Origin of the sequence: Bacteroides sp. Marseille-P8574, assembly GCF_902825465.1 — a bacterium.
In the GTDB taxonomy this organism is placed as follows: domain Bacteria; phylum Bacteroidota; class Bacteroidia; order Bacteroidales; family Bacteroidaceae; genus Bacteroides; species Bacteroides uniformis.
Genome location: NZ_CADEBE010000002.1, coordinates 1,192,710 through 1,211,782, shown reverse-complemented (window position 1 = coordinate 1,211,782; position 19,073 = coordinate 1,192,710). Strand labels below are relative to the sequence as shown.

Below are 19,073 nucleotides of genomic sequence, written 5' to 3'. Positions count from 1 at the left end.
ATGAAAGTATTGATAGTAGAAGATGAAACGGCGGCTTACAAGAATATGGTAAACGCCTTGCAGACAATAGATTCCACGATTGAGATTGCCGGTAATACGGAAAGTGTGAGCCGGACTGTGGAGTGGTTGCAAAACAATCCGCAACCGGATTTGATATTCATGGACATACAATTGTCCGACGGTTCGGCTTTTATGGTTTTCGACCGCATGAAAATTGAGACACCGATTGTCTTTACCACGGCATACGACCAGTATGCCATAGATGCTTTTCGGGTAAACAGTATCGATTATCTGCTGAAACCCATCAAACCCGATGAACTGCAAAGAGCATTGGACAAGTTTCGCCACTGGATACCCGCCGATATGGGCGGCTATCTGTCCCGTTTGATGGCGTTGGCTCCCAAGCCGGTATACAAGGATAAAATATTGATTCCCTTACGGGATAAACTTTTGCCGGTAGCACTGGACGATGTAGCCTGTTTCTACACGACTAACAAGCAGACGCTTGTCTGCCTGAAAAATGGTATGCAATATGCTTATGTCAAGACGTTGGAACAAATCATGACGATGCTTGACCCTTCTTGTTTTACCCGGGCGAACAAGCAGTATATCATCGCACGGGACAGCGTGAAGGAGATTACTGTATGGTTTGACAGCCGTCTGTTGGTAAAACTGAATGTAGAAACTCCCGAACCTATCTATATCAGCAAGAACAAGGCGCCAGAGTTCAAAGCATGGGTTGTATAGGAACAATAAGTTTTCTTATCCTAAAATTATGACAGCTTCTTTCGGGAAGCTGTTTTTCGTTTTCATACGGCACTTTTCCGCGTTAATGCCGTTTTCTATATAATGTATATCATACCGCTGTATCTTTGTATTCAAATAATTGATTATAAAGTTTATGGCAATGAAGAATCGTATCTATTTCAGATTTGTTGGAGCGGTCGTACTCCTCTTGCTGCTCTCCTCATGTAAGAAAGGGAAAGAGGGAAATGCTGCTTCTAAAGTTTACCCGACAGAGGTTCTCGCTCCCGTCAGCAGGACGGGGCAAGTGCAGTATCCGGCAGTTCTCAAAGGCCGTCAGAGTGTGGAGATACGCCCGCAATGCAGCGGACTTATCACACGGATTTGCATAGAAGAAGGGGCTTGTGTAAAGAAAGGACAAATCTTGTTCGTCATTGACCAGGCTCCTTATCTTGCCGCCTTGAAAACCGCTTCAGCCAATTTGTCGCAGGCCGAGGCACGACTGGAGACCGCACGGCTAACACTAGACAGTAAGGAAACGTTGTTCAATGAAAATGTCATTTCCGATTATGAATTGCAGACAGCCCGTAACGACCTGAAAGCAGCCGAAGCGGCACTTGAACAGATGAAGGCGCAGTGCGACAATGCCCGGACGGAATTATCCTATACCGAAGTGAAAAGTCCGGTGGACGGTGTGGCAGGCATGATTCCTTACCGGGTGGGCGCACTGGTGGACAGGAATATCACCGAACCGTTGGTGTGCGTGTCGGACACGGAAGAGATGTTCGCCTATTTTTCCGTTTCGGAGAGCGATGAACTGGCGAGGAGCACGAGATTCGGGACACAAGAGATTTCTTTCCGTTCCGTCAATAAGGCAATCCCCATTATAAGCGGAATCATAGATGCCCTCAGTGGTACTGTGGATGCCCGAACCGGAACGATCAGCGTCCGGGCGAGAATCCCAAATAAAGACAAAATACTGTATGACGGAAGTACGGGTACAGTTCTCGTTTCATCGAAAAAGACTAACTGTATTGTCATTCCCCAGACGGCTACCTACGAGATTCAAAACCGCATGTTCGTTTATAAGGTCATGGACGGACGTGCCGTTTCCACGTCGGTCGAAGTGGAAGACATCGGTAACGGCAAGGAATATATCGTCCTGTCCGGTCTGAAAGCCGGCGACAAGATTGTGACAGAAGGTGCAGGTCTGTTGCGCGAAGGAACGGAAATCTCAGAAAGTATAACCGCCAAAAACGCTTCACTATGAATTTGCAAACCTTTATCAACCGCCCGATATTGTCAGGCGTATTGTCAGTGTTCGTTGTCCTCCTCGGTATCATCGGATTAGTGCAGTTACCAGTCGAACAGTTCCCGGAAATAGCTCCGCCAACAGTCAGAGTAAGTGCCACCTACACAGGTGCCAATGCTGAAACATTGCAGAAAGCCGTCGTTGCCCCGTTGGAAGAAGCCATCAACGGAGTGGAGAATATCAACTATATGACCTCTTCTGCCACCAACAACGGCACGGCCTCCATCAACGTTTATTTCCGTCAAGGTACAGACCCCGACATGGCAGCAGTGAATGTGCAGAACCGCATCGCCTCGGCACAGGGTGTACTGCCTGCGGAAGTAATCCGCTCCGGCATTACAGTGCGCAAGAGTCAGAACAGCACGGCGAAGATTGTGGCGCTGTATAGCCCCGACAACAGCTTCGACCAGAAATTCCTGTACAACTACTTCAAAATAAACATCGAACCCCGTCTGGCGCGTATTCCCGGTGTGGGCGACATTACGGTGTTCGGGTCCGACTACTCGCTGCGCATCTGGCTGGATGCGGAAAAGATGACGGCTTACGGCCTTGTCCCTGCTGATATAACTGCTGTATTAGACGAGCAGAATGTGGAAGCCCCCACCGGAACATTGGGAGCGGATATGGACAATACCTTCCAGTATGTACTGAAATACCGGGGACGCTATGAAGACGAGGAAGATTTCGGCAATCTCGTTATCAAGTCGCTGTCCGACGGAAGCGTCCTGCACCTGAAAGACGTGGCGGAAGTGGAACTCGGTGCATTGAATTATGCAACGAAAAACGAATTGATCGGACATCCGGGCACGAACTGCATGATAGCGCAAGCACCCGGCTCGAACGCCAACGAAATCGTAGAGGCGATAGACGAAGTGATACGGGATGCCTCTGACGAACTGCCCAAAGGAATGGAACTGGTCGATTTGATGAGCATCAAGAGTTTCTTGGACGCTTCCGTACACAATGTGATAGAAACCTTGATCGAGGCCGTCCTGCTGGTTATCTTCATCGTGTGGCTCTTCCTGCGCAACTTGCGTTCCACAGTGATTCCCGCCGTAGCAATCGTCGTGTCATTGATTGGGACATTCGCTTTCCTCTATTTTGCTGGAATGTCCATCAATATGCTGACGCTTTTCGCGTTGGTTCTCGTTATCGGTACGGTGGTGGATGATGCGATTGTCGTGGTCGAAGCCGTGCAGAGCCGCTTCGACAGCGGTTGCCGATCGCCCCATCAGGCAACGGTGGAAGCCATGCAGGGTATCGGTCGCCCGTTGGTTTCCACTTCATTGGTGTTCATGGCCGTATTCATCCCGGTCTGTTTTATCAGTGGTGCGACGGGCAAGTTCTACACGCAATTCGGTCTGACGATGGCAGTTGCCGTCTTGATTTCCACGTTCAACGCACTCACGTTCAGTCCTGCGCTGTGTGTACTGCTGATGAAACCGACCGCCGTCATGAAAAAAACGTCTCGTTTCGCAGCCGCTTACGATGCCGCCTTTCAGGGAATGACGCGCAAATACAAAAGCTCCGTGGTGTTTCTTCTCCACCGCAAATGGCTTTCCGCCACACTGCTGTCAGCTGCCACCTTTGGCTTTTTCTGTTTGTTACATGAGACAAAGACGGGGCTTGTGCCCGATGAAGATACGGGAACTATTGTGGTGGATGTGCAGGCTGCTCCCGGAACAAGTCTTGCCCGGACGGAATGCATCCTCAAAAACATCGAAGACCGGATAAAGGACACTCCGCAATTCCAGATCTATTCCAAATCGATAGGAATGGGGATGCTTGCCGGACAGGGTCCCTCCAACGGTACGTTCATCATCCGCCTGAAGCCGTGGAACCAGCGGACAGGCAGTCAGGACGACAACCGTTCAGTGATCAATGACCTGTACCGCCGTCTCTCGGACATCACCGATGCACGCATCATGATCTTTGCCCAACCTATCATTGCCGGTTATGGTGTAACAAACGGCTTCGAGGTACATGTGCAAGACAGACGCGGAGGTTCGGTAGAAGAGCTGCAACGTCATGCACAAGCATTTATCGAGGCTCTGAACGGACGACCGGAAATAGCGCGGGCGCAGACCTCTTTCGACAGCCGCTATCCGCAGTACCGGGTAGAGGTGGATGCTGCCGTGTGCAAGCGGGCGGGCGTGTCGCCTTCAGAGGTGCTTAACGCTCTGTCCGGCTATGTCGGAGGTGTCTATTCCTCGAACATCAACCGTTTTTCCAAACTCTACCGAGTGATGATGCAGGCATCGCCGGAGTACCGGGCAGATGTCCGTTCGCTCGACGGGCTGTTCGTGCGCACCGCATCAGGCAAGATGTCGCCTATCAGCCGCTATGTCTCGCTGACCCGTGTCTATGGTTCGGAGTCCCTGTCGCGTTTCAACCTCTTTCCGTCCATCGCGGTCAATGGTGCACCCGCCGCCGGATACAGTTCCGGACAGGCTTTAAATGCCATCCGTGAAGTAGCGGCACAGACACTTCCGGCGGGATACGGCTTCGAGTTTGGGGCGATGTCGCGAGAAGAGGCTTCGGCAGGCAACACATCGGTTTGGGTATTCGGCATCTGCATTGTTTTCATCTATCTGATTCTGTGTGCTCTCTATGAGAGCCTGCTCATACCGCTTGCCGTCATTCTCGCCATTCCTTTCGGACTGTTCGGCAGCTTCCTTTTCGCCAAACTGTTCGGCATCGAGAACAACATCTATATGCAGACCGGTATCATCATGCTCATCGGTCTGCTTGCCAAAACCGCCATACTCCAGACGGAGTACGCTTCCGAATGCCGCAGCAGAGGCATGAGCATCACGGCATCGGCTGTCGCCGCAGCGGTTGCCCGGCTCCGTCCCATATTGATGACCTCGCTGACCATGATATTCGGACTGCTTCCGATGATATTCTCCACCGGAGTTGGCTGCAACGGCTCGCGCTCGCTGGCGGTGGGTACGATAGGCGGTATGCTGGTGGGTACGGTGTCCCTACTGCTTTTTGTGCCGCTTCTGTTTATCGTGTTCCGATACATGGAGGAAAATATTATAACGGGAAATAAAGTTCAAAAGCACATACAATAATCATTATTAAAATTCTTACGGAAATGAAAAAGTTGATATTCATTTTAGCAGCCATATTCGGGCTGAGCCTTACGGTCAGTGCTTGCAGTACCCATGATGGCAGAATAGAGAAGTCAGAAACGGAACGACCGGATGAACCGTCTGATTCAGATACGGATTCCGGAATTATGGGGAAGACTCTTATCGTGTATTATAGTTTTACCAACAATTCCCACGTCATCGCCACAGAACTCCAAAAACAGACCGAAGCCGATATGCTCCGGGTCGAGCCTGCTGATGAGAACGTGGACTACAATGACTATTCCATCGGTTTGCCCATGATGAATCTCATCAAGGCACATCCGGACGATCCGGCATCTTATCCGGCTATTAAAACCACATCCGGTAATTTGGGTGATTATGACAATGTGATTATCGTAGCCCCGTTGTGGTGGAACAATATGGCCACACCGCTTCAAACATTCCTGTTCAAATACGGTGCTGAAATGGAAGGCAAACACATCGGACTGATTGTGTCAAGCGGCGAAAGTAGCATAGAAGGTGTTGAAGCCGACGTAAAACGACTTGTCCCGAAAGGAAAATACCTCAATCCTTCTTTATGGATATTGCGTTCGCGTACCAATCAATGCCGTACATTGATTGAAGAGTGGTTAAAGACAATACATTGAAAAAATGAAACGACTGATTTTTCTTTCAATGGCAGCCTGTCTTCTGACGGGCTGTGGAATATACGGAAAATATACACGTCCGGACATGGAAATCGAGGCCAAATACCGCCATGCGGAAAATACGGCTGATACGGCAACGATAGCCTCGCTGTCATGGCGTGAGTTCTTTACCGATACCTGTCTGCAAGCCCTCATTGAACAGGGCTTGCAGCGGAATACGGATTTGCAGATTGCACGTCTGAAAGTAGAGGAAGCCGAAGCGGTGCTGATGAACGCCCGACTTTCCTACCTGCCTGCGTTGTCTCTCTCACCGGAAGCCGATGTCGGTCGTTACGTCGGAAACACATCAAAGACTTACCGTATCGCAGCTTCGGCCAGTTGGGAACTCGATATATTCGGGAAGAATACCAACGCCAGACGAGGCGCAAGTGCGGCTCTTGATGGAAGCCGAGATTACGTCCAAGCGGTTCAGACCCGGTTGATTGCTACGATTGCTGACAGTTATTATACACTGCTGATGCTTGACAGACAATTCAATATCGGCAAACAGACATTGGAAAGCTGGGAAAAAAGCATCCGCACGCTTGAAGCCTTGAAACGTGCCGGTAAAGCTAATGATGCCGCTGTACTACAGGCATGTGCCAATCGTATAGCGCTTGAAAGTTCAATACTGGCTTTGCGTAAAAGCATCGCCGATACGGAAAATAGTCTTACGGCATTGCTTGCCCTGCCGTCACAACACATAGCACGGGGTACATTGTTGGAGACGACATTACCTGAATCGGTTTCTGTGGGCATACCGGTACAGTTGCTTGCCAACCGGCCTGATGTGCGACAAGCGGAGCGCAATCTGGCACAAGCATTTTATGCTACCAATGCTGCCTGTGCGGCATTTTATCCGAACATTTCCTTATCTGGTATGCTCGGTTGGACAAACAACAGCGGAGGATCAATACTGAATCCCGGCCATTGGCTGTTAAATGCTATTGGTTCGTTGACGCAACCGCTGTTCAATAAGGGTACTAACATCGCCAATCTGAAAATCGCTGAAGCTCGCCAGGAAGAAGCCAAACTGCAATTCCGGCAATCTTTGTTGGATGCAGGAAAGGAAGTAAACGACGCTCTTGTGCAATGCCAGACATCAAAACGGCAGATCGAATTAGGAGAACGGCAAATCACGACATTACACGAGGCTGTACGCAAAACGGAGTTGCTGATGCACCATTCTTCCAGCACCTATCTGGAGGTGCTGACAGCACAACAATCATTGCTCGATGCCCAACAGAAGCAGTCACAATACTGCTTTGATTATATACAAGGTTTTATCAACCTGTATCATGCGTTGGGAGGAGGTGTAAACTAGTTTTTGGCTAAGAACTTTGACAATAATAATGGAGAACAGATTGTGTACTCTTTATTATTGTCGAAGTTAACATTTCTTTTTTAAGGATTGCGGTTTTATTTTAGTTTGACTCTGCGATATCAGGGCAATACACCTCATTATTTAGAGCAAAATACCGCATAATCTGAAATTCCATTTTAGACTATCATTTTTCAGCAAACACTTGTTGCTTACATGTTTTAATACATTTTTTGCAACCGATGCAGGCATCAGCATCTTTAAATACTATATGTTTATGCCATAGAATTTGTACTTTACCGATGACTTGTTTGGGACATACGTCAACGCACTCCCAACATGCAATGCAGCGATGCGGGTCTAACAAGATAAATTTAGTCTGTTTCTTATTCATTGTTTATTGTCTTTAATTCGGATGCAAAATTAGGACTTCGATTTAAATAAGAAAATGGCTTATCCAAGGCAAGTCTTGCACTATTCAAGGTTTCTATTTCTGAAAGACGAAGGAGAAACACCAGTAAGCTTGGTAAACAATTTGGTAAAGTAAGCACTGTCGGCAACCCCCAGGCGGTTTCCAATCTCCTGAATCGTATCATGAGAATATACCAGTTGCCTTTTGGCCTCCAAAACCCACTCATTTAGGATATATTGTGTAGCACTCATTCCTGCGGACTTGTTGACTATTTCGTTCAGATAAACAACTGATACATGTAACCGTGAGGCATAAAATGATGGCTTTCTGTTAGTATTGACATGTTCTTTCAAATCCCTCCTGAATTTCAGCATAAGTTCTGTTAGCCTTGTATTCTTCATCACGTTCTTTGATCTTGAATGTTCAACGGCTTCGGCTATGATACAAGTTGCAGCTGTAGCGAGATGAGCTGATATATACTTTGTCTGCCCATCTGAATTACTCTGAAGCCGTTGGCTCAATATATCAAATATACATATAAGTTCTTTCTGTTGACTTTCATCCAGTAATATCTGGCTTGGGCACAATGAATATTCGTCAAAAATCTTTTTGCAATTCTCATTTACCAGGACACTGTCAACTATCATAACATATGCCTCCAGTTCTCTTGCATCCACAAAAGAATGGACCTGTCCGGGCTGGATAAACATAACTTCACCTTCCTGCAGTTGCCAATCTTTGAAGTCTACGTGCAATTTACAGGAACCCTGTATTATGATGCCAAACATATAATAATCATCCCTGTGTGCATAATGCACTGCATCCTTGATTTGTAATGATATTTTCCGAATCTGCACTCCGCAGTCGGAAATTTGTATAATCTGATGTAAGGGTATCTGTGTCACTATTCTTTTTTATGGACTATATCATTATAGTTTAAAGTGACAATATCATTTCAAACTGCTTGCTCGCCAAAGGGATGTTCCTGCTTTGAAGGAAAGCTGGCATTGCCGATGTTTCGGAATCAACATTCAGGACTTTGATGAAATTGGTTTTCATCTGTCGGCTTGCTTCCTGCAGCAACCTGGAACCGATGCCTTTCCGTCGGTGTTCGTTCTGAACAGCTATCTGGGACAAATCTCCCGTATGTACGTCAAACACACAATAACCAACCAACTTAGCATCCAGAAAAGCACCGAGGCAAGTCAGTTCAGAGATGCCTCTTTCTATGGATTCGATGCTGTTTTGCCACGAAGGAGTAAAGTCGCAAACCTGCTGTGCCTTTCTGACGGCTTCAAAATGTACAGGCTCTACCACACAGTCGGTGTTTGCTTTCCGAAGATTGATTTGTTTGATGGATTGCCTGAAACAGTCAAACTCCCGGGTTACGGCAAAGTTCATCCGGCGGTAAACCGTAATCGCCTTCTCATTGTTCTGCAAAACTTCAAGCAGGTATTGGCGAATGCCTGCTTCTCGGAGAAATGGTATAGAATGGGTGAAAATGGTTCCGGCAAGGTTCTGTCCTCTGTATTCCTTCACTGTTCCAGTTCCAGTGTCATAAGCCGTAGGAAGGCCGTTGAATGTTCCGGTTCCGTTCAGCGTAAAAGCCACAATTTCGTCATTCACAAAGGCTGCAAAAGAGAGTTTCGGGTTATATCCGCGCCGTTGGAGCATGGAGCGAACCTCCTCCTTTTCGAAAAGTATCTCATAGTCAGCGAATGCTCTTTCAAAGGCGTAAAACAGCGTATCAAAATCGGTGTGTTCTAAATTCCGTATTTCCATCTGAATGTGATTGAATGAAGTTAAAGTTGAATCTGATAAACCCGGGTACTCTCGCCCCAGGGATGATAACAGTAGCCAATGTACCGGAAACCGAACTTCTCATAATAGCCGACATGGTCTGTACACAGGTTCAGTTGGCTGAAACCATATCCGGCAGCATCCTGCATGGCTCTTTCAATGAGGCATTTGCCTAAATTTTTGCCTCGATGGGATTCTTCAATATACAGGGCTGCCAACCAGGGGTATAGATCCATCCGTGAATTGAAATCATTGGTGACCAGTCCTGCACAGCCTGCAATGGTGCCGGAGTCAAGCAACAGATACCATTGGGGCAATGGATTCTCGGCATTCAGGCAGCAGCGGAAGCAGTCGTCATATACCATCCGGGATTCTTCCGTGGCCCACTTGTCCTGAAAGTAGGCAATTGCTGCTTCGAGGTATTCCGGTGATTGACGCAGGGATATTATTTCCATAGGTGTTTGCTCTAAAAAGTACATATTAACTGCAAATATACCACAGTTTTACAAAAATAGGCAGGCTGACGATCTAAAACCCATAAAAAACATAATTTTGAAAAAACGGAAAATATCAGAACTTTTTTACTTTCTATCCATATAACAAACTCAGCTAAGATAATATAGACATGAAGACGTTATGGGCATTTGCAGCAGGGAAAAATACATGAATTAACCTTTCGAACTTAATCAATAGCAGTAAATCTTAGAAACTATTTGGCAATTAATATATAACCCTGTCAAAGAATACATACCCATATATGTCTTTTTTATATATGCTGCATGGCAAAATCTTCCGAATCCCGCCGTATTTCAATTCTCTTTTTCCCATATAACGATTTTCCCATTTTTATTTATCCCGTCAGTAGCTCCACCTTGCGTGGTTCAGGGTGCGAAGCTACGGACGGGACCCCTAAAAATCTGCAAGGCCGCTTCGCGCCCTGCGGGTTTTGGCGAAAATTTTTCAATCCGTCCAGCCGGGCGGTTGAAAATTTTTCACCAAAAGCCTTGCATATTTTCTCCCCGTCCGTATCTGCCCCCTGAAACGAGCAAGGTGAAGCCACCGACAAGGCATAAAAAAAAAGTCAATGTTATGAAAAAGAGAATTGAAATACGGCAGGATTGGAAACGAGGCTTCGGCTCCGCTCCAACCGGCATTAAAAATTTGGTGAAGTGGTCGCCGGTCGGTTTCGTGGTCTATGTGGCGGTGCGTTTCGTGTGTGCCTTTTTGGGTGGTATTCTGCCCATGTTGGCAGTTTTGGCGGTGGTGATCTTCCTCATCCGTGTCGTGTGGCGCATTCTTTGCGTGCTCGCCATTTTCATCCTTGCGCTTTGCGTGATACTCTGACAGAATATGAATCATTTTAAAATCAAATCATTATGAACAAAGTACATTTATTGGGAGCCAACAGAAGTTACGACAGAAGCGTTCAGACCGTTTCAGTCAACCAAGTGGTAGTATTGGAAGGCTACAGCTATGACAGCTATGTTGTGTATGAAGTAAGCCGCAACGGGTGGGGAATAACCTATCATCTTATCAATTTGCGGACATACGAGTTTCATACATCCGACCTTATCCGCCCGTTATCGGAGAAATTCGGGATAGGAATCTATTACGATGATGCGAACCCCAGGTTTTTAGATCCGTTGGAAACAGCCGCTTTACTCACCAAGGCAAAAGAGAAGAAAGCCGAAGAAGAAAAGAAAGCGAAGGAAACAAGAGAGGAATACGGACGTATCGCCAAAATCGGTGCGGAGCGTTTGCGCCCCCTTGTCCCGACGGATGCAAAGGCGGTCATTATCGGCACGTTACGGGTAAACGAGTGCGACAGCTATACGGACTATTATGGCTACAGTATAGCAAGAACCGTCATTTTAGGCTTTTCCAAACATACACGCAACCTCTTTTCAGAAATGCGCAAGCATGCCGCCAATTTTGAGGGAACGGCCTATTTGGCGGAATATAACGCAGATTACGAACACCGTGAAAATTACAGCATGGGAGACGGTATGTATTTGGGCAGGAACAAGTACAGCGGTTGGACGGTTGAGAAAGAGCCTATCCACGACCTTGAAAAATTCATAGAACGGTATGCGCACACCGCAGGGGATGAAGCCAACCTTTGCATGAAAGCACCGCAGAGAAACAGCGATACGGCAGAACAATCCACAGCAACCGCAGACCTTTCAACCCTCAGTCTTGAAATCGTGGAATACAGCGAGAAGGCGATTGCCGTATTCGGTGACACCAGGCCGATAAAGGACATTCTGAAAAACTTGAACGGTTTGTTCCGTGCGAACCTCACCTATAAGGGCGAAAGGCGTGCAGGGTGGATATATTCCAAGAAGCAGGAAACGAAAGTAAGGGAAGCACTCGCCACGTGCATCCGTGTATGACAGCATGAACGGCAGGGCGGAACAATCCGCCCGCCTATCAACGAACCCATAAAAAAGTAACGACATGAGAACGGAAACAAGAACATACACCCTCTATCGGATAACCGAGTTATCCGAGGAAGCCAAAGAGAAAGCACACAACGAATGGTTGTGCAACCGATATTTTTACGGTTGGACACACGAGAACCGTCAGACCCTTGATACCTTTTGCGAACGCTTCGGCATTGTGTGCCGTAATTGGAGATATGACGCATGCAATTACAGCTATGACTACCGCAGCAGGCAGGAAGACTGCATAGACGGGCTAAACGGTTGGCGGTTGGCGGCCTATCTGATGAACAACCATTGGAACGACCTGTACACGCCAAAATATTTTTGGAAAGGGACGAAAGGACGAAAAAGCAGGATATTTGTAGATGCCTGTTGTCCCCTTACGGGCTATTATATAGATAACTGTATTCTTGATCCGATTTATCAGTTCTTGAAATCCCCCACCGAAAATATCACGTTTGACTGCCTTATGAACGAATGTCTCGACAGTTTTTTCCGTGCTTGTCGGGATGATATGGAAAGCACCCGGACTTTGGAATACTTCACGGAAGAAAGCAACGCCAACGGTTGGGAATACCTTTCAGACGGAAAACTATTCAATTAATTATCAACATTTAAAACTTATCATTATGAAAACGAACAAGAAAGTACAGACGAACAGCGTACAGAAATCAGAGAAAGAAAATGCAGTAAAGGTGACCGCTTTGGCAATCATCCCGAAACCGATTACACTACTCACACCGCAGGACGTGCCCACGGCTACCGAAGTGACAGAAACACCCGAAACGGCAACCGTTCCCACTGTTACGGAAGAAGCACCGCAGCAGGCCACGTTCAAGACACCGCTTGCAACGGCCACAGCCGAAACAGACCTTGACATCACCACCGTACACCCAAGTAGGGACAACCACCGCAAGACGTTCAATGACGCATCATTGCAGGAACTTGCGGAAAGCATTCGGGAAGTGGGAATCCTGCAGGCCATTGCAGTACGCCCACGCACGGAAGGCGGTTATGAAATCATATACGGTGAACGCCGTTACCGTGCCTCATTGCTTGCAGGAGCAAAGACCATAAAGGCAACCATATATAACAATGTGACGGACGATGAAGCGGAAGACATGTCGTTAAGCGAGAACTTGCAGCGTGAGCAGGTACGCCCCACCGAAGAAGCAAAAGCGTTCAAGCGGTTGCTTGAAAAGGGCAGATATGACATGTATTCACTGACCGCCCGTTTCGGACGGAGCGAGAAATATATCTATACCCGATTGAAACTGAACGAACTCTATGCGCCTATCGGTGAACTGTTGGACAATGAAACAATCACTGTCAGCATAGCCGAGGAGATAAGCACCTATGAGCCCGATATACAAAAGGACGTGTACGAGAAGCACCTCAAAGAGGGGAACGGTGAGGATTGGACGGGATATACATTGAACCTCTTCAAAAGGTACTTTGAAAAATACTATACCACCGACCTTGGGCAATACAAGTTCGACAAGACGGAATGCAATACATGCGTACACAACGCAGCCAATTACAACCTTTTTGCCGAGCATAACGGGTGCGGACACTGCACCAACCGCAAATGTCTGGAAGCCAAGAACGCAGCCCATGTGGCAAAAGAGACGGAGAAACTTTTGAAATCCGATCCGAAGCTGGTTGTCGCACGCCCCTACTACGGAAGCCGTAACGATATGGCACTACAGAAATTGGACAAGAAAGGGCATGAAATCAAGGAACTTGACTACAACGTATCGGCAAGGGAATTCCCCAAAGCACCCGAAGCACCGAAGAAAGAGCAGTTCACCCAAACGAAAGAGTACGAACAGGCGGTGCAGACATTTGAGCGCAGAAACGAGGAATATGCCCGAAAGGTGGAGGAACTTGACCGCATGAAGGAGGAAGGCAGGATAAAGACCTATGTAAAGGTAGGACAGACGGAACCCGAACTCTGCTACGTGGAGATAAACAGGAAGGAAACCGCCCCCGTCACTATCGGGACATTGCAGGAAAGGGACAAGCGTTTCAAACAGCTTTCCATCGAAAAGACCGTTGCCGATACGAAAAAGATTGTCCGTGAGAACGACTATCCCGAAAGCCCGTTCACGCAGTACGAAGACGGTATGGTTTATTTTGCCATGCTTGCCCAACTTCAAAGGAGACATTTCCCGCTTTTCGGCATCAAGGACCAGCCTTTCGCATTGGACGAGAAACAGCGGATGAAAATCGTTGCCAAACTGACGGACGCACAAAAGACGGTAATCAAACGGGACTTCATCAGCCACTTCCTTTGTGAGAACGGCCACGGAGACAACAACGCATCCAAGCTGCTGAGGGACTTCGCAAACATGCACTTTTCCGACCTGTACGGACTTGTCAAAGCCACCCACGAGGAAGAATATCAGAAACGGCATGAACGTTTGGAGGAAAGGATAAAGGAAATGAAGAAAGCGGAAAAGAAAGCTGCCAGGGAAGCCGAAAAACAGCAGACGACAGAAAAGACGGAAAAGAAGACCACCGCCCCGAAAACAGAGAAGCCCGAAAGCGGAAAAGCCGCCTGATCCCAAGCGGAAAGCATGTGCCGGAAACAACATCCGGCACATCTTTTTCACCGCCCCAAGAGAACAGAGGGCAGGGCCGGACGACCCCACCCACACCGCCACCGTAAAACCTTTTAAAATATCAGCGAATGAAATATATAAGAATGTTCCCGGACGTGGAATATTCCACCGACAGGGATTTTTTCCTTGAAAATCAGATTGTCTGCATTGTAAGCAGGGAGGGCACGAAGTTTTGCAGCCTGATAGAGAACCGTCTGTTCATGCGTTCCCAAAGCCGCCATATCAGCAAGCGGATGCAGCTGCATATCATGTGTGAAATCCACAAGGAAATCTGCCGCCTTCGCTATGGCGGCGAGCCGGTGGAATGACCTGCCACACCCCACACCTGAATACTTCCTCTCAAAAAAGTCGGGCAATCCCTATGCGGTTGCCCGGCTTTTTTCTATTTTTGCAGGGTTGAATCAAAAAAAGAAGGTTATAAGATTAAAGAATTTGAATGATAACATATTAGAATAGCTTTTAGCTGTTTATTCCCGAACACGAAACGACCAATTTTAATGCAGGAGAATAAACGAGCGGAGTCCTTGTCATATCCATTGGCACGGACTTAACTCGTCTCCTGCGAGGCGCTTGGTCGTGCCTGTGTTCGGACTTGTTAAGTTCCGTGCTTTTTTCGGTACTTAACAGTAATTACGGACAAGGCATTAACAAAAAAACTCATGGAAATATGTATGACAGGAATGTTGCCGTTACAGGCTGTACCATTGAAAAGACAAGCCGATACGACCGGTTCAGGGAAAACAATATCCGTATGGAACTCTACCGTATTATTCTTGCACTTTATGATGAAGGATACCGCATGTTCTCCTGCAATCTGAATACCTATATCGGATTATTGGCGGCAGATACGGCCATCATGCTCCGTGAAGCGGACAAATGCCCGGAGATACATCTTTCAGCCGTCATCACCGGCACACGCTATCCGGCAGATACCGACAAAGTGTATTGCGCCTTATATGATGACCTGATAAAGAAGGCGGACAGCAAGGAGACGCTTTCTGAGAAAGACAGCCTCACCGGTGCGTTTGCCGCAGGCCATATCATCTGTTATTACGAGGACTTTTCTTTGGAAATGCAGCGGATACGCATGTCCGCCACTCCTTGTACCAATATCCGCAAAATGATATAGGCATCTATTCTTTATCGCAGGTTACAACAACTTTTCCAGCCGGACAATCCGTTTTTCGGTTGATGGATGCGTGCTCATGATATATTCGGTGAACGAAGGCCGCTTCCCACCCGTTTCCGCCACCTCCAGCCGACGCAGGAACGAGAGCAGGCCCTCCCCGCAACCGTAACGTACCGCATACGTGTCGCAACGGTATTCGGCATATTTGTTGATATTCACGTCTGCTATCCGACTGATACCGTAAATCGTATGATGCAGCAGTTTATAAAGGCTCCACCAGAGCTTTGCCATCCCCGCTACGGCAAAACGGACAGCCGGAACCACGGCGATTACCAGATTGCCTGCCAATCCGAAAAACAGGGCCGGAATCAGGAACAGCCCGTACAGGCAGCGGTAGCCCAGCGACTGCATAGAGAAAAGAAGCACCTGATAGACAAAATCATAATGCGAGATGTGTCCCACCTCATGGCTGATTACCCCTTTGAGTTCCTCGTCCGATGCCGTCTGAAGAATACCGCCTGTCAGCCCGATTGTATGGAAGCCGAAAGTCACGGCATTCGTGCGTGCGTCCCTGTTGCAGTAGATATTCAGCTTCCTCTCCATCCCCATTTCCGAAAGCAGGCGTTCCAACCGTATCCGTTCCTCACCGCCCAGCGGTCTGTAACCCTCTTTCATCCGCATCAGCCATACGTTCAGCGGTGAAAGGCTGTACAGAATATAAAGCAAGACCATATAGAAAGGCAATGAACAGACCAGATGATGCGCAAAGCCGTATCGGGCAAACAATCCCGGCAGGAAGGAAGGGGACACCCATTCCACGACAGCCAGCAGCAGGACATAAAAGGCCGATATAAGAATAATGTTTACCACCGCCACATAAGAGAACAGAAGCAATTTGAATAAAATGCGGAATATCCTGAGTGTTGTTTTCATACGTATCTGATTGATTAATAAACTTCCGGCTAAATATAGAAACAAATTCCGTGCAATAGGAAACAATTACTCATTCCTTTGTTTTCATTAAGCAAATTTCATAAAATCAAGAACGGCGGGATACCCCACCGTTCTTCCTGACCGGCCTGACAACGGCTATTCTCCAGCCATATCATTCGCAGTGTCAAATGTTACTGTCAGTTCCCTTTCCTGTCCGAAATTGTCCCGGACAAAGAATTTCAGTTCCGAGCGTCTGGCACTTGTCGAACGGTAAAAGAGGGTGAATACCTGCCTGACCGGATTTTCCCTATCCAGTTCCGGCACTTCCGCCAACGGCCTCACTTCCCGGTTGACGAGTCTTACGCCTTCACTGTCCGTCACCTCTCCCTTGCCTTCCATCTGGATATAACCGATTTCATACTCCGCCTTTTCATAGTCCCCTTCACGGTCAAGATAAAAGCGTATCTCCACCGTTTCACCCGTTTCAATCTGTTCTTGCAGATACCATGACGAGAGGCTGAAATCATAATCCTGCCGGATGTCTATAGCATCGTTGCAGGAACCGAAGGCCAGCACCGCAAAGAGTGCGCCTATACATATATATAGTACATTTTTCATTTTTAAGTTTCTCCTTTCTCTTTTCATTAGTTAATGATAAGGCGGACTCCCAGTCCTACCTGCGTATGGAAATTACCCGCATCGGTTCCGAACAGGGCCCTTTCCTTGACTTGCAGCAGGAGCATCACCCGGTCGGTCAGATAAGTCTCAAAGGCCGCAGTCAGCCCACCGCCATAGATAAAGCAGTCACCGTTTGTCACCGTCGCCCCGTCAGGAAGCAGGGAGGTTCCCCGGTTGACCGTCTCGAAACCGCCCAATGCCGAGAGTCCGATACGCAGACATACATTCCGGCCCTTGTCCCACAATACGGGAATAAAGTAACCGAGTTCCCCCGTGAACTGCGCTTTGGGTATCGCCTTATTTTCATAGGTGTACTCCTTTATCTGATAATCCAGGCCATACAGCCAATAGGTACGGTTACGGTTGGTATGTGTAAAGGCCAGCGAGGTGAAGTAGTGGCGTTCACCGCCACTCTTCCATGAAAGGAAATGATTCACCCCGCCCGTCGTAAACTGTATGCCCGTCTGCCCCGGCAAGTCACGCTGCGCGTATGCTTCGCCCGCAAGGAGCGACAGTACAGCAGCTGTCAATATGAATAATATTCTTTGCATATACATTATATTATATATAGGTTATTATTTCAGGTGCAGCTCACTGATTGGTTTTGCCGCCACAAGGTCTGTATTCTCTATGCGGAACGACTGGTGACGGGCACCACCCTTTTCGTAAATCTCCACTACCAGCAGCTTGTCATCCGGCAGTGTCAGCTTGGGCAACACGAAGATGTTGCGTACCGTGGCCTTGCCGTCCACCGTTGTCAGACGGTTGTAAGTCCTTACCGGCTCTATAATATTCTCCTGCATGGCCGTGCGCCTGGCCACCTTCTTGTCGATCACCTTGAAACGGATATGGTCAATGTCGAACGATATGTCCGAGGTGTTGCGCAGGGAAGTATGCAGGTACAGCAGGTCATTGTTGATATAGATTCCTTTGAGCAGGGTCTGTATGCCGTACTTCTTGCAGCCGATATGCCTGATGTCCCTTTTGTTCTTCTTATACAGCGTGTACATGACGCGGTTCACCACCAGCGGTGTCTCCCCGCCGAGTTCCTTCAGTTTCACGAACATGCGGTCGTCAGCCGCCCCGCCCATCGGGTTCTTCCGCAGCCAGTCTTCCATCTCAATGGAAAGTTGTGCCGGTTCATTCTTATATACCACATTAAAGGAATAGAAGCAGCCGTCAGCCGTAATGACCGAGAAGTTCGTCTCGCCCTCAAAGCCCTTTACGGCAGACTTGATACGTACCACATTCTCCGCCCCCGTAGCTTTGTCGGCAATGATGTCGTAGGAGCCCAAATCCACATATTTCACTTCCGAAGGGAACAGGATATGTACGGTCTTCGAGAAAGTCACCTCGATGAGGTGCGGTGCGATAATCTGATTGGTGGGGAAAATCCTTGTTTCCACGGATTCCTGCGCCTTTACCGACAATACGGTCAAAAGCATTACTAATGATAAAATAATTCTTGTCTTCATCTGATTACTGTTTTTTTGAGATTAATAGAAGTTGATAATTTGCTTTCACGGCCACCTTCACCTCACGCATCTTTGTGGCCAGGTATTGCGACCCGCCGCCAAGCACGCCCCTTGTCACGTCCATGACCAGTTGCTGCGAGGCACTGCGTGCGAATGAGATGCTTGTCCCGAAACTGCCCCCGATATTGGCGGCGGCTTCCTTCATGGCGGTACGTTCCGCTGTGTTCGGGACGAAAAGTCCTTCCTGCCCGTCCATATCGTAAGCCACCAGTTCCACCGGCAGGATATTGCCGCCGCTCTCTATGGAGTTTACCGTGACCGCCATCCGTTGCCCCTCGATACGCACCGTGCCATATAGCGGAGTATTGGCAGGCACAGGCACGCCGCCCACTTGCAGCGGTTCCAGCAGCCGGAACT

General features: G+C 48.0%; 20 protein-coding genes. 11 read left to right on the top strand and 9 right to left on the bottom strand.

Annotated elements, in window-relative coordinates; translation table 11 throughout:
- The 5 genes from HUX74_RS17765 (at position 1) to HUX74_RS17745 (ending at position 7,164) form a co-directional block, all read left to right on the top strand.
- Positions 1 to 747 carry a LytTR family DNA-binding domain-containing protein gene (locus HUX74_RS17765; protein WP_174647124.1) on the top strand — a complete coding sequence of 249 codons (747 nt, stop codon included), beginning with the start codon at positions 1 to 3 and terminating at the stop codon, positions 745 to 747.
- 154 nt (positions 748 to 901) lie between these two features.
- Entirely contained in the window at positions 902 to 2,014 is a 1,113-nt protein-coding gene (locus HUX74_RS17760) for an efflux RND transporter periplasmic adaptor subunit (protein WP_254592886.1), read from the top strand.
- Complete coding sequence (locus tag HUX74_RS17755; protein ID WP_174647123.1) at positions 2,011 to 5,133, top strand: efflux RND transporter permease subunit; 3,123 nt, start codon at positions 2,011 to 2,013, stop codon at positions 5,131 to 5,133. The genes HUX74_RS17760 and HUX74_RS17755 overlap by 4 nt, the downstream gene beginning before the upstream one ends.
- 23 nt (positions 5,134 to 5,156) lie before the next feature.
- Positions 5,157 to 5,801 carry a flavodoxin gene (locus tag HUX74_RS17750; protein WP_174647122.1) on the top strand — a complete coding sequence of 215 codons (645 nt, stop codon included), beginning with the start codon at positions 5,157 to 5,159 and terminating at the stop codon, positions 5,799 to 5,801.
- A 4-nt stretch (positions 5,802 to 5,805) separates the two neighbouring features.
- Entirely contained in the window at positions 5,806 to 7,164 is a 1,359-nt protein-coding gene (locus HUX74_RS17745; protein WP_174647121.1) for an efflux transporter outer membrane subunit, read from the top strand.
- 184 nt (positions 7,165 to 7,348) lie between these two features.
- On the opposite strand, the gene HUX74_RS17740 is transcribed toward HUX74_RS17745, so the two are convergent.
- The 4 genes from HUX74_RS17740 to HUX74_RS17725 form a co-directional block, all read right to left on the bottom strand.
- Entirely contained in the window at positions 7,349 to 7,555 is a 207-nt protein-coding gene (locus HUX74_RS17740; protein WP_174647120.1) for a 4Fe-4S binding protein, read from the bottom strand.
- 80 nt (positions 7,556 to 7,635) lie between these two features.
- Entirely contained in the window at positions 7,636 to 8,478 is an 843-nt protein-coding gene (locus HUX74_RS17735) for a helix-turn-helix domain-containing protein (RefSeq protein ID WP_174647119.1), read from the bottom strand.
- A gap of 31 nt (positions 8,479 to 8,509) precedes the next feature.
- A complete protein-coding gene (locus HUX74_RS17730; protein WP_174647118.1) occupies positions 8,510 to 9,355 on the bottom strand; it encodes a GNAT family N-acetyltransferase in 846 nt (281 codons plus the stop codon).
- Between the two features lie 20 nt (positions 9,356 to 9,375).
- On the bottom strand, positions 9,376 to 9,828 hold the full coding sequence (locus HUX74_RS17725) for a GNAT family N-acetyltransferase (protein WP_174647117.1): 453 nt from the start codon (positions 9,826 to 9,828) through the stop codon (positions 9,376 to 9,378).
- A gap of 634 nt (positions 9,829 to 10,462) precedes the next feature.
- Here HUX74_RS17725 and HUX74_RS17720 point away from each other — a divergent pair.
- The 6 genes from HUX74_RS17720 (at position 10,463) to HUX74_RS17695 (ending at position 15,570) form a co-directional block, all read left to right on the top strand.
- On the top strand, positions 10,463 to 10,717 hold the full coding sequence (locus HUX74_RS17720) for a hypothetical protein (RefSeq protein ID WP_174647116.1): 255 nt from the start codon (positions 10,463 to 10,465) through the stop codon (positions 10,715 to 10,717).
- 32 nt (positions 10,718 to 10,749) lie between these two features.
- Positions 10,750 to 11,766: a fusion protein gene (locus HUX74_RS17715; RefSeq protein ID WP_174647115.1), complete on the top strand. Its 1,017-nt coding sequence runs from the start codon at positions 10,750 to 10,752 to the stop codon at positions 11,764 to 11,766.
- Between the two features lie 64 nt (positions 11,767 to 11,830).
- Positions 11,831 to 12,421 carry a hypothetical protein gene (locus HUX74_RS17710; protein ID WP_151265490.1) on the top strand — a complete coding sequence of 197 codons (591 nt, stop codon included), beginning with the start codon at positions 11,831 to 11,833 and terminating at the stop codon, positions 12,419 to 12,421.
- 25 nt (positions 12,422 to 12,446) lie between these two features.
- Positions 12,447 to 14,381, top strand: coding sequence for a ParB/RepB/Spo0J family partition protein (locus HUX74_RS17705; RefSeq protein ID WP_174647114.1), 1,935 nt, complete (start codon positions 12,447 to 12,449; stop codon positions 14,379 to 14,381).
- Between the two features lie 128 nt (positions 14,382 to 14,509).
- Positions 14,510 to 14,749, top strand: coding sequence for a hypothetical protein (locus HUX74_RS17700; RefSeq protein ID WP_060386384.1), 240 nt, complete (start codon positions 14,510 to 14,512; stop codon positions 14,747 to 14,749).
- A gap of 359 nt (positions 14,750 to 15,108) precedes the next feature.
- A complete protein-coding gene (locus HUX74_RS17695; RefSeq protein WP_117899539.1) occupies positions 15,109 to 15,570 on the top strand; it encodes a hypothetical protein in 462 nt (153 codons plus the stop codon).
- A 21-nt stretch (positions 15,571 to 15,591) separates the two neighbouring features.
- Here HUX74_RS17695 and HUX74_RS17690 read toward each other — a convergent pair whose 3' ends face one another.
- From HUX74_RS17690 to traM, 5 genes are all read right to left on the bottom strand, one after another.
- Positions 15,592 to 16,503, bottom strand: a complete 912-nt coding sequence (locus tag HUX74_RS17690) for a M48 family metalloprotease (protein ID WP_174647113.1) — start codon at positions 16,501 to 16,503, stop codon at positions 15,592 to 15,594.
- Between the two features lie 156 nt (positions 16,504 to 16,659).
- Entirely contained in the window at positions 16,660 to 17,121 is a 462-nt protein-coding gene (locus HUX74_RS17685) for a TraQ conjugal transfer family protein (RefSeq protein WP_174647112.1), read from the bottom strand.
- 26 nt (positions 17,122 to 17,147) lie between these two features.
- Complete coding sequence (locus tag HUX74_RS17680) at positions 17,148 to 17,738, bottom strand: conjugal transfer protein TraO (RefSeq protein WP_008781898.1); 591 nt, start codon at positions 17,736 to 17,738, stop codon at positions 17,148 to 17,150.
- 18 nt (positions 17,739 to 17,756) lie between these two features.
- Entirely contained in the window at positions 17,757 to 18,656 is a 900-nt protein-coding gene (gene traN, locus HUX74_RS17675) for a conjugative transposon protein TraN (RefSeq protein ID WP_174647111.1), read from the bottom strand.
- A 4-nt stretch (positions 18,657 to 18,660) separates the two neighbouring features.
- Positions 18,661 to 19,047 (bottom strand): conjugative transposon protein TraM, encoded by a 387-nt coding sequence (gene traM, locus HUX74_RS21080; protein WP_008781896.1) that lies wholly within the window; start codon positions 19,045 to 19,047, stop codon positions 18,661 to 18,663.
- Positions 19,048 to 19,073 lie beyond the last annotated feature (26 nt).

Excerpts from the sequence above, each read along its gene's own strand:
- HUX74_RS17765 (WP_174647124.1), top strand. The coding sequence starts at position 1 with ATGAAAGTATTGATAGTAGAAGATGAAACGGCGGCTTACAAGAATATG.
- HUX74_RS17760 (WP_254592886.1), top strand. The coding sequence starts at position 902 with ATGGCAATGAAGAATCGTATCTATTTCAGATTTGTTGGAGCGGTCGTA.
- HUX74_RS17755 (WP_174647123.1), top strand. The coding sequence starts at position 2,011 with ATGAATTTGCAAACCTTTATCAACCGCCCGATATTGTCAGGCGTATTG.
- HUX74_RS17750 (WP_174647122.1), top strand. The coding sequence starts at position 5,157 with ATGAAAAAGTTGATATTCATTTTAGCAGCCATATTCGGGCTGAGCCTT.
- HUX74_RS17745 (WP_174647121.1), top strand. The coding sequence starts at position 5,806 with ATGAAACGACTGATTTTTCTTTCAATGGCAGCCTGTCTTCTGACGGGC.
- HUX74_RS17740 (WP_174647120.1), bottom strand. The coding sequence starts at position 7,555 with ATGAATAAGAAACAGACTAAATTTATCTTGTTAGACCCGCATCGCTGC.
- HUX74_RS17730 (WP_174647118.1), bottom strand. The coding sequence starts at position 9,355 with ATGGAAATACGGAATTTAGAACACACCGATTTTGATACGCTGTTTTAC.
- HUX74_RS17725 (WP_174647117.1), bottom strand. The coding sequence starts at position 9,828 with ATGGAAATAATATCCCTGCGTCAATCACCGGAATACCTCGAAGCAGCA.
- HUX74_RS17720 (WP_174647116.1), top strand. The coding sequence starts at position 10,463 with ATGAAAAAGAGAATTGAAATACGGCAGGATTGGAAACGAGGCTTCGGC.
- HUX74_RS17715 (WP_174647115.1), top strand. The coding sequence starts at position 10,750 with ATGAACAAAGTACATTTATTGGGAGCCAACAGAAGTTACGACAGAAGC.
- HUX74_RS17710 (WP_151265490.1), top strand. The coding sequence starts at position 11,831 with ATGAGAACGGAAACAAGAACATACACCCTCTATCGGATAACCGAGTTA.
- HUX74_RS17705 (WP_174647114.1), top strand. The coding sequence starts at position 12,447 with ATGAAAACGAACAAGAAAGTACAGACGAACAGCGTACAGAAATCAGAG.
- HUX74_RS17700 (WP_060386384.1), top strand. The coding sequence starts at position 14,510 with ATGAAATATATAAGAATGTTCCCGGACGTGGAATATTCCACCGACAGG.
- HUX74_RS17695 (WP_117899539.1), top strand. The coding sequence starts at position 15,109 with ATGTATGACAGGAATGTTGCCGTTACAGGCTGTACCATTGAAAAGACA.
- HUX74_RS17690 (WP_174647113.1), bottom strand. The coding sequence starts at position 16,503 with ATGAAAACAACACTCAGGATATTCCGCATTTTATTCAAATTGCTTCTG.
- HUX74_RS17685 (WP_174647112.1), bottom strand. The coding sequence starts at position 17,121 with ATGAAAAATGTACTATATATATGTATAGGCGCACTCTTTGCGGTGCTG.
- HUX74_RS17680 (WP_008781898.1), bottom strand. The coding sequence starts at position 17,738 with ATGTATATGCAAAGAATATTATTCATATTGACAGCTGCTGTACTGTCG.
- traN (WP_174647111.1), bottom strand. The coding sequence starts at position 18,656 with ATGAAGACAAGAATTATTTTATCATTAGTAATGCTTTTGACCGTATTG.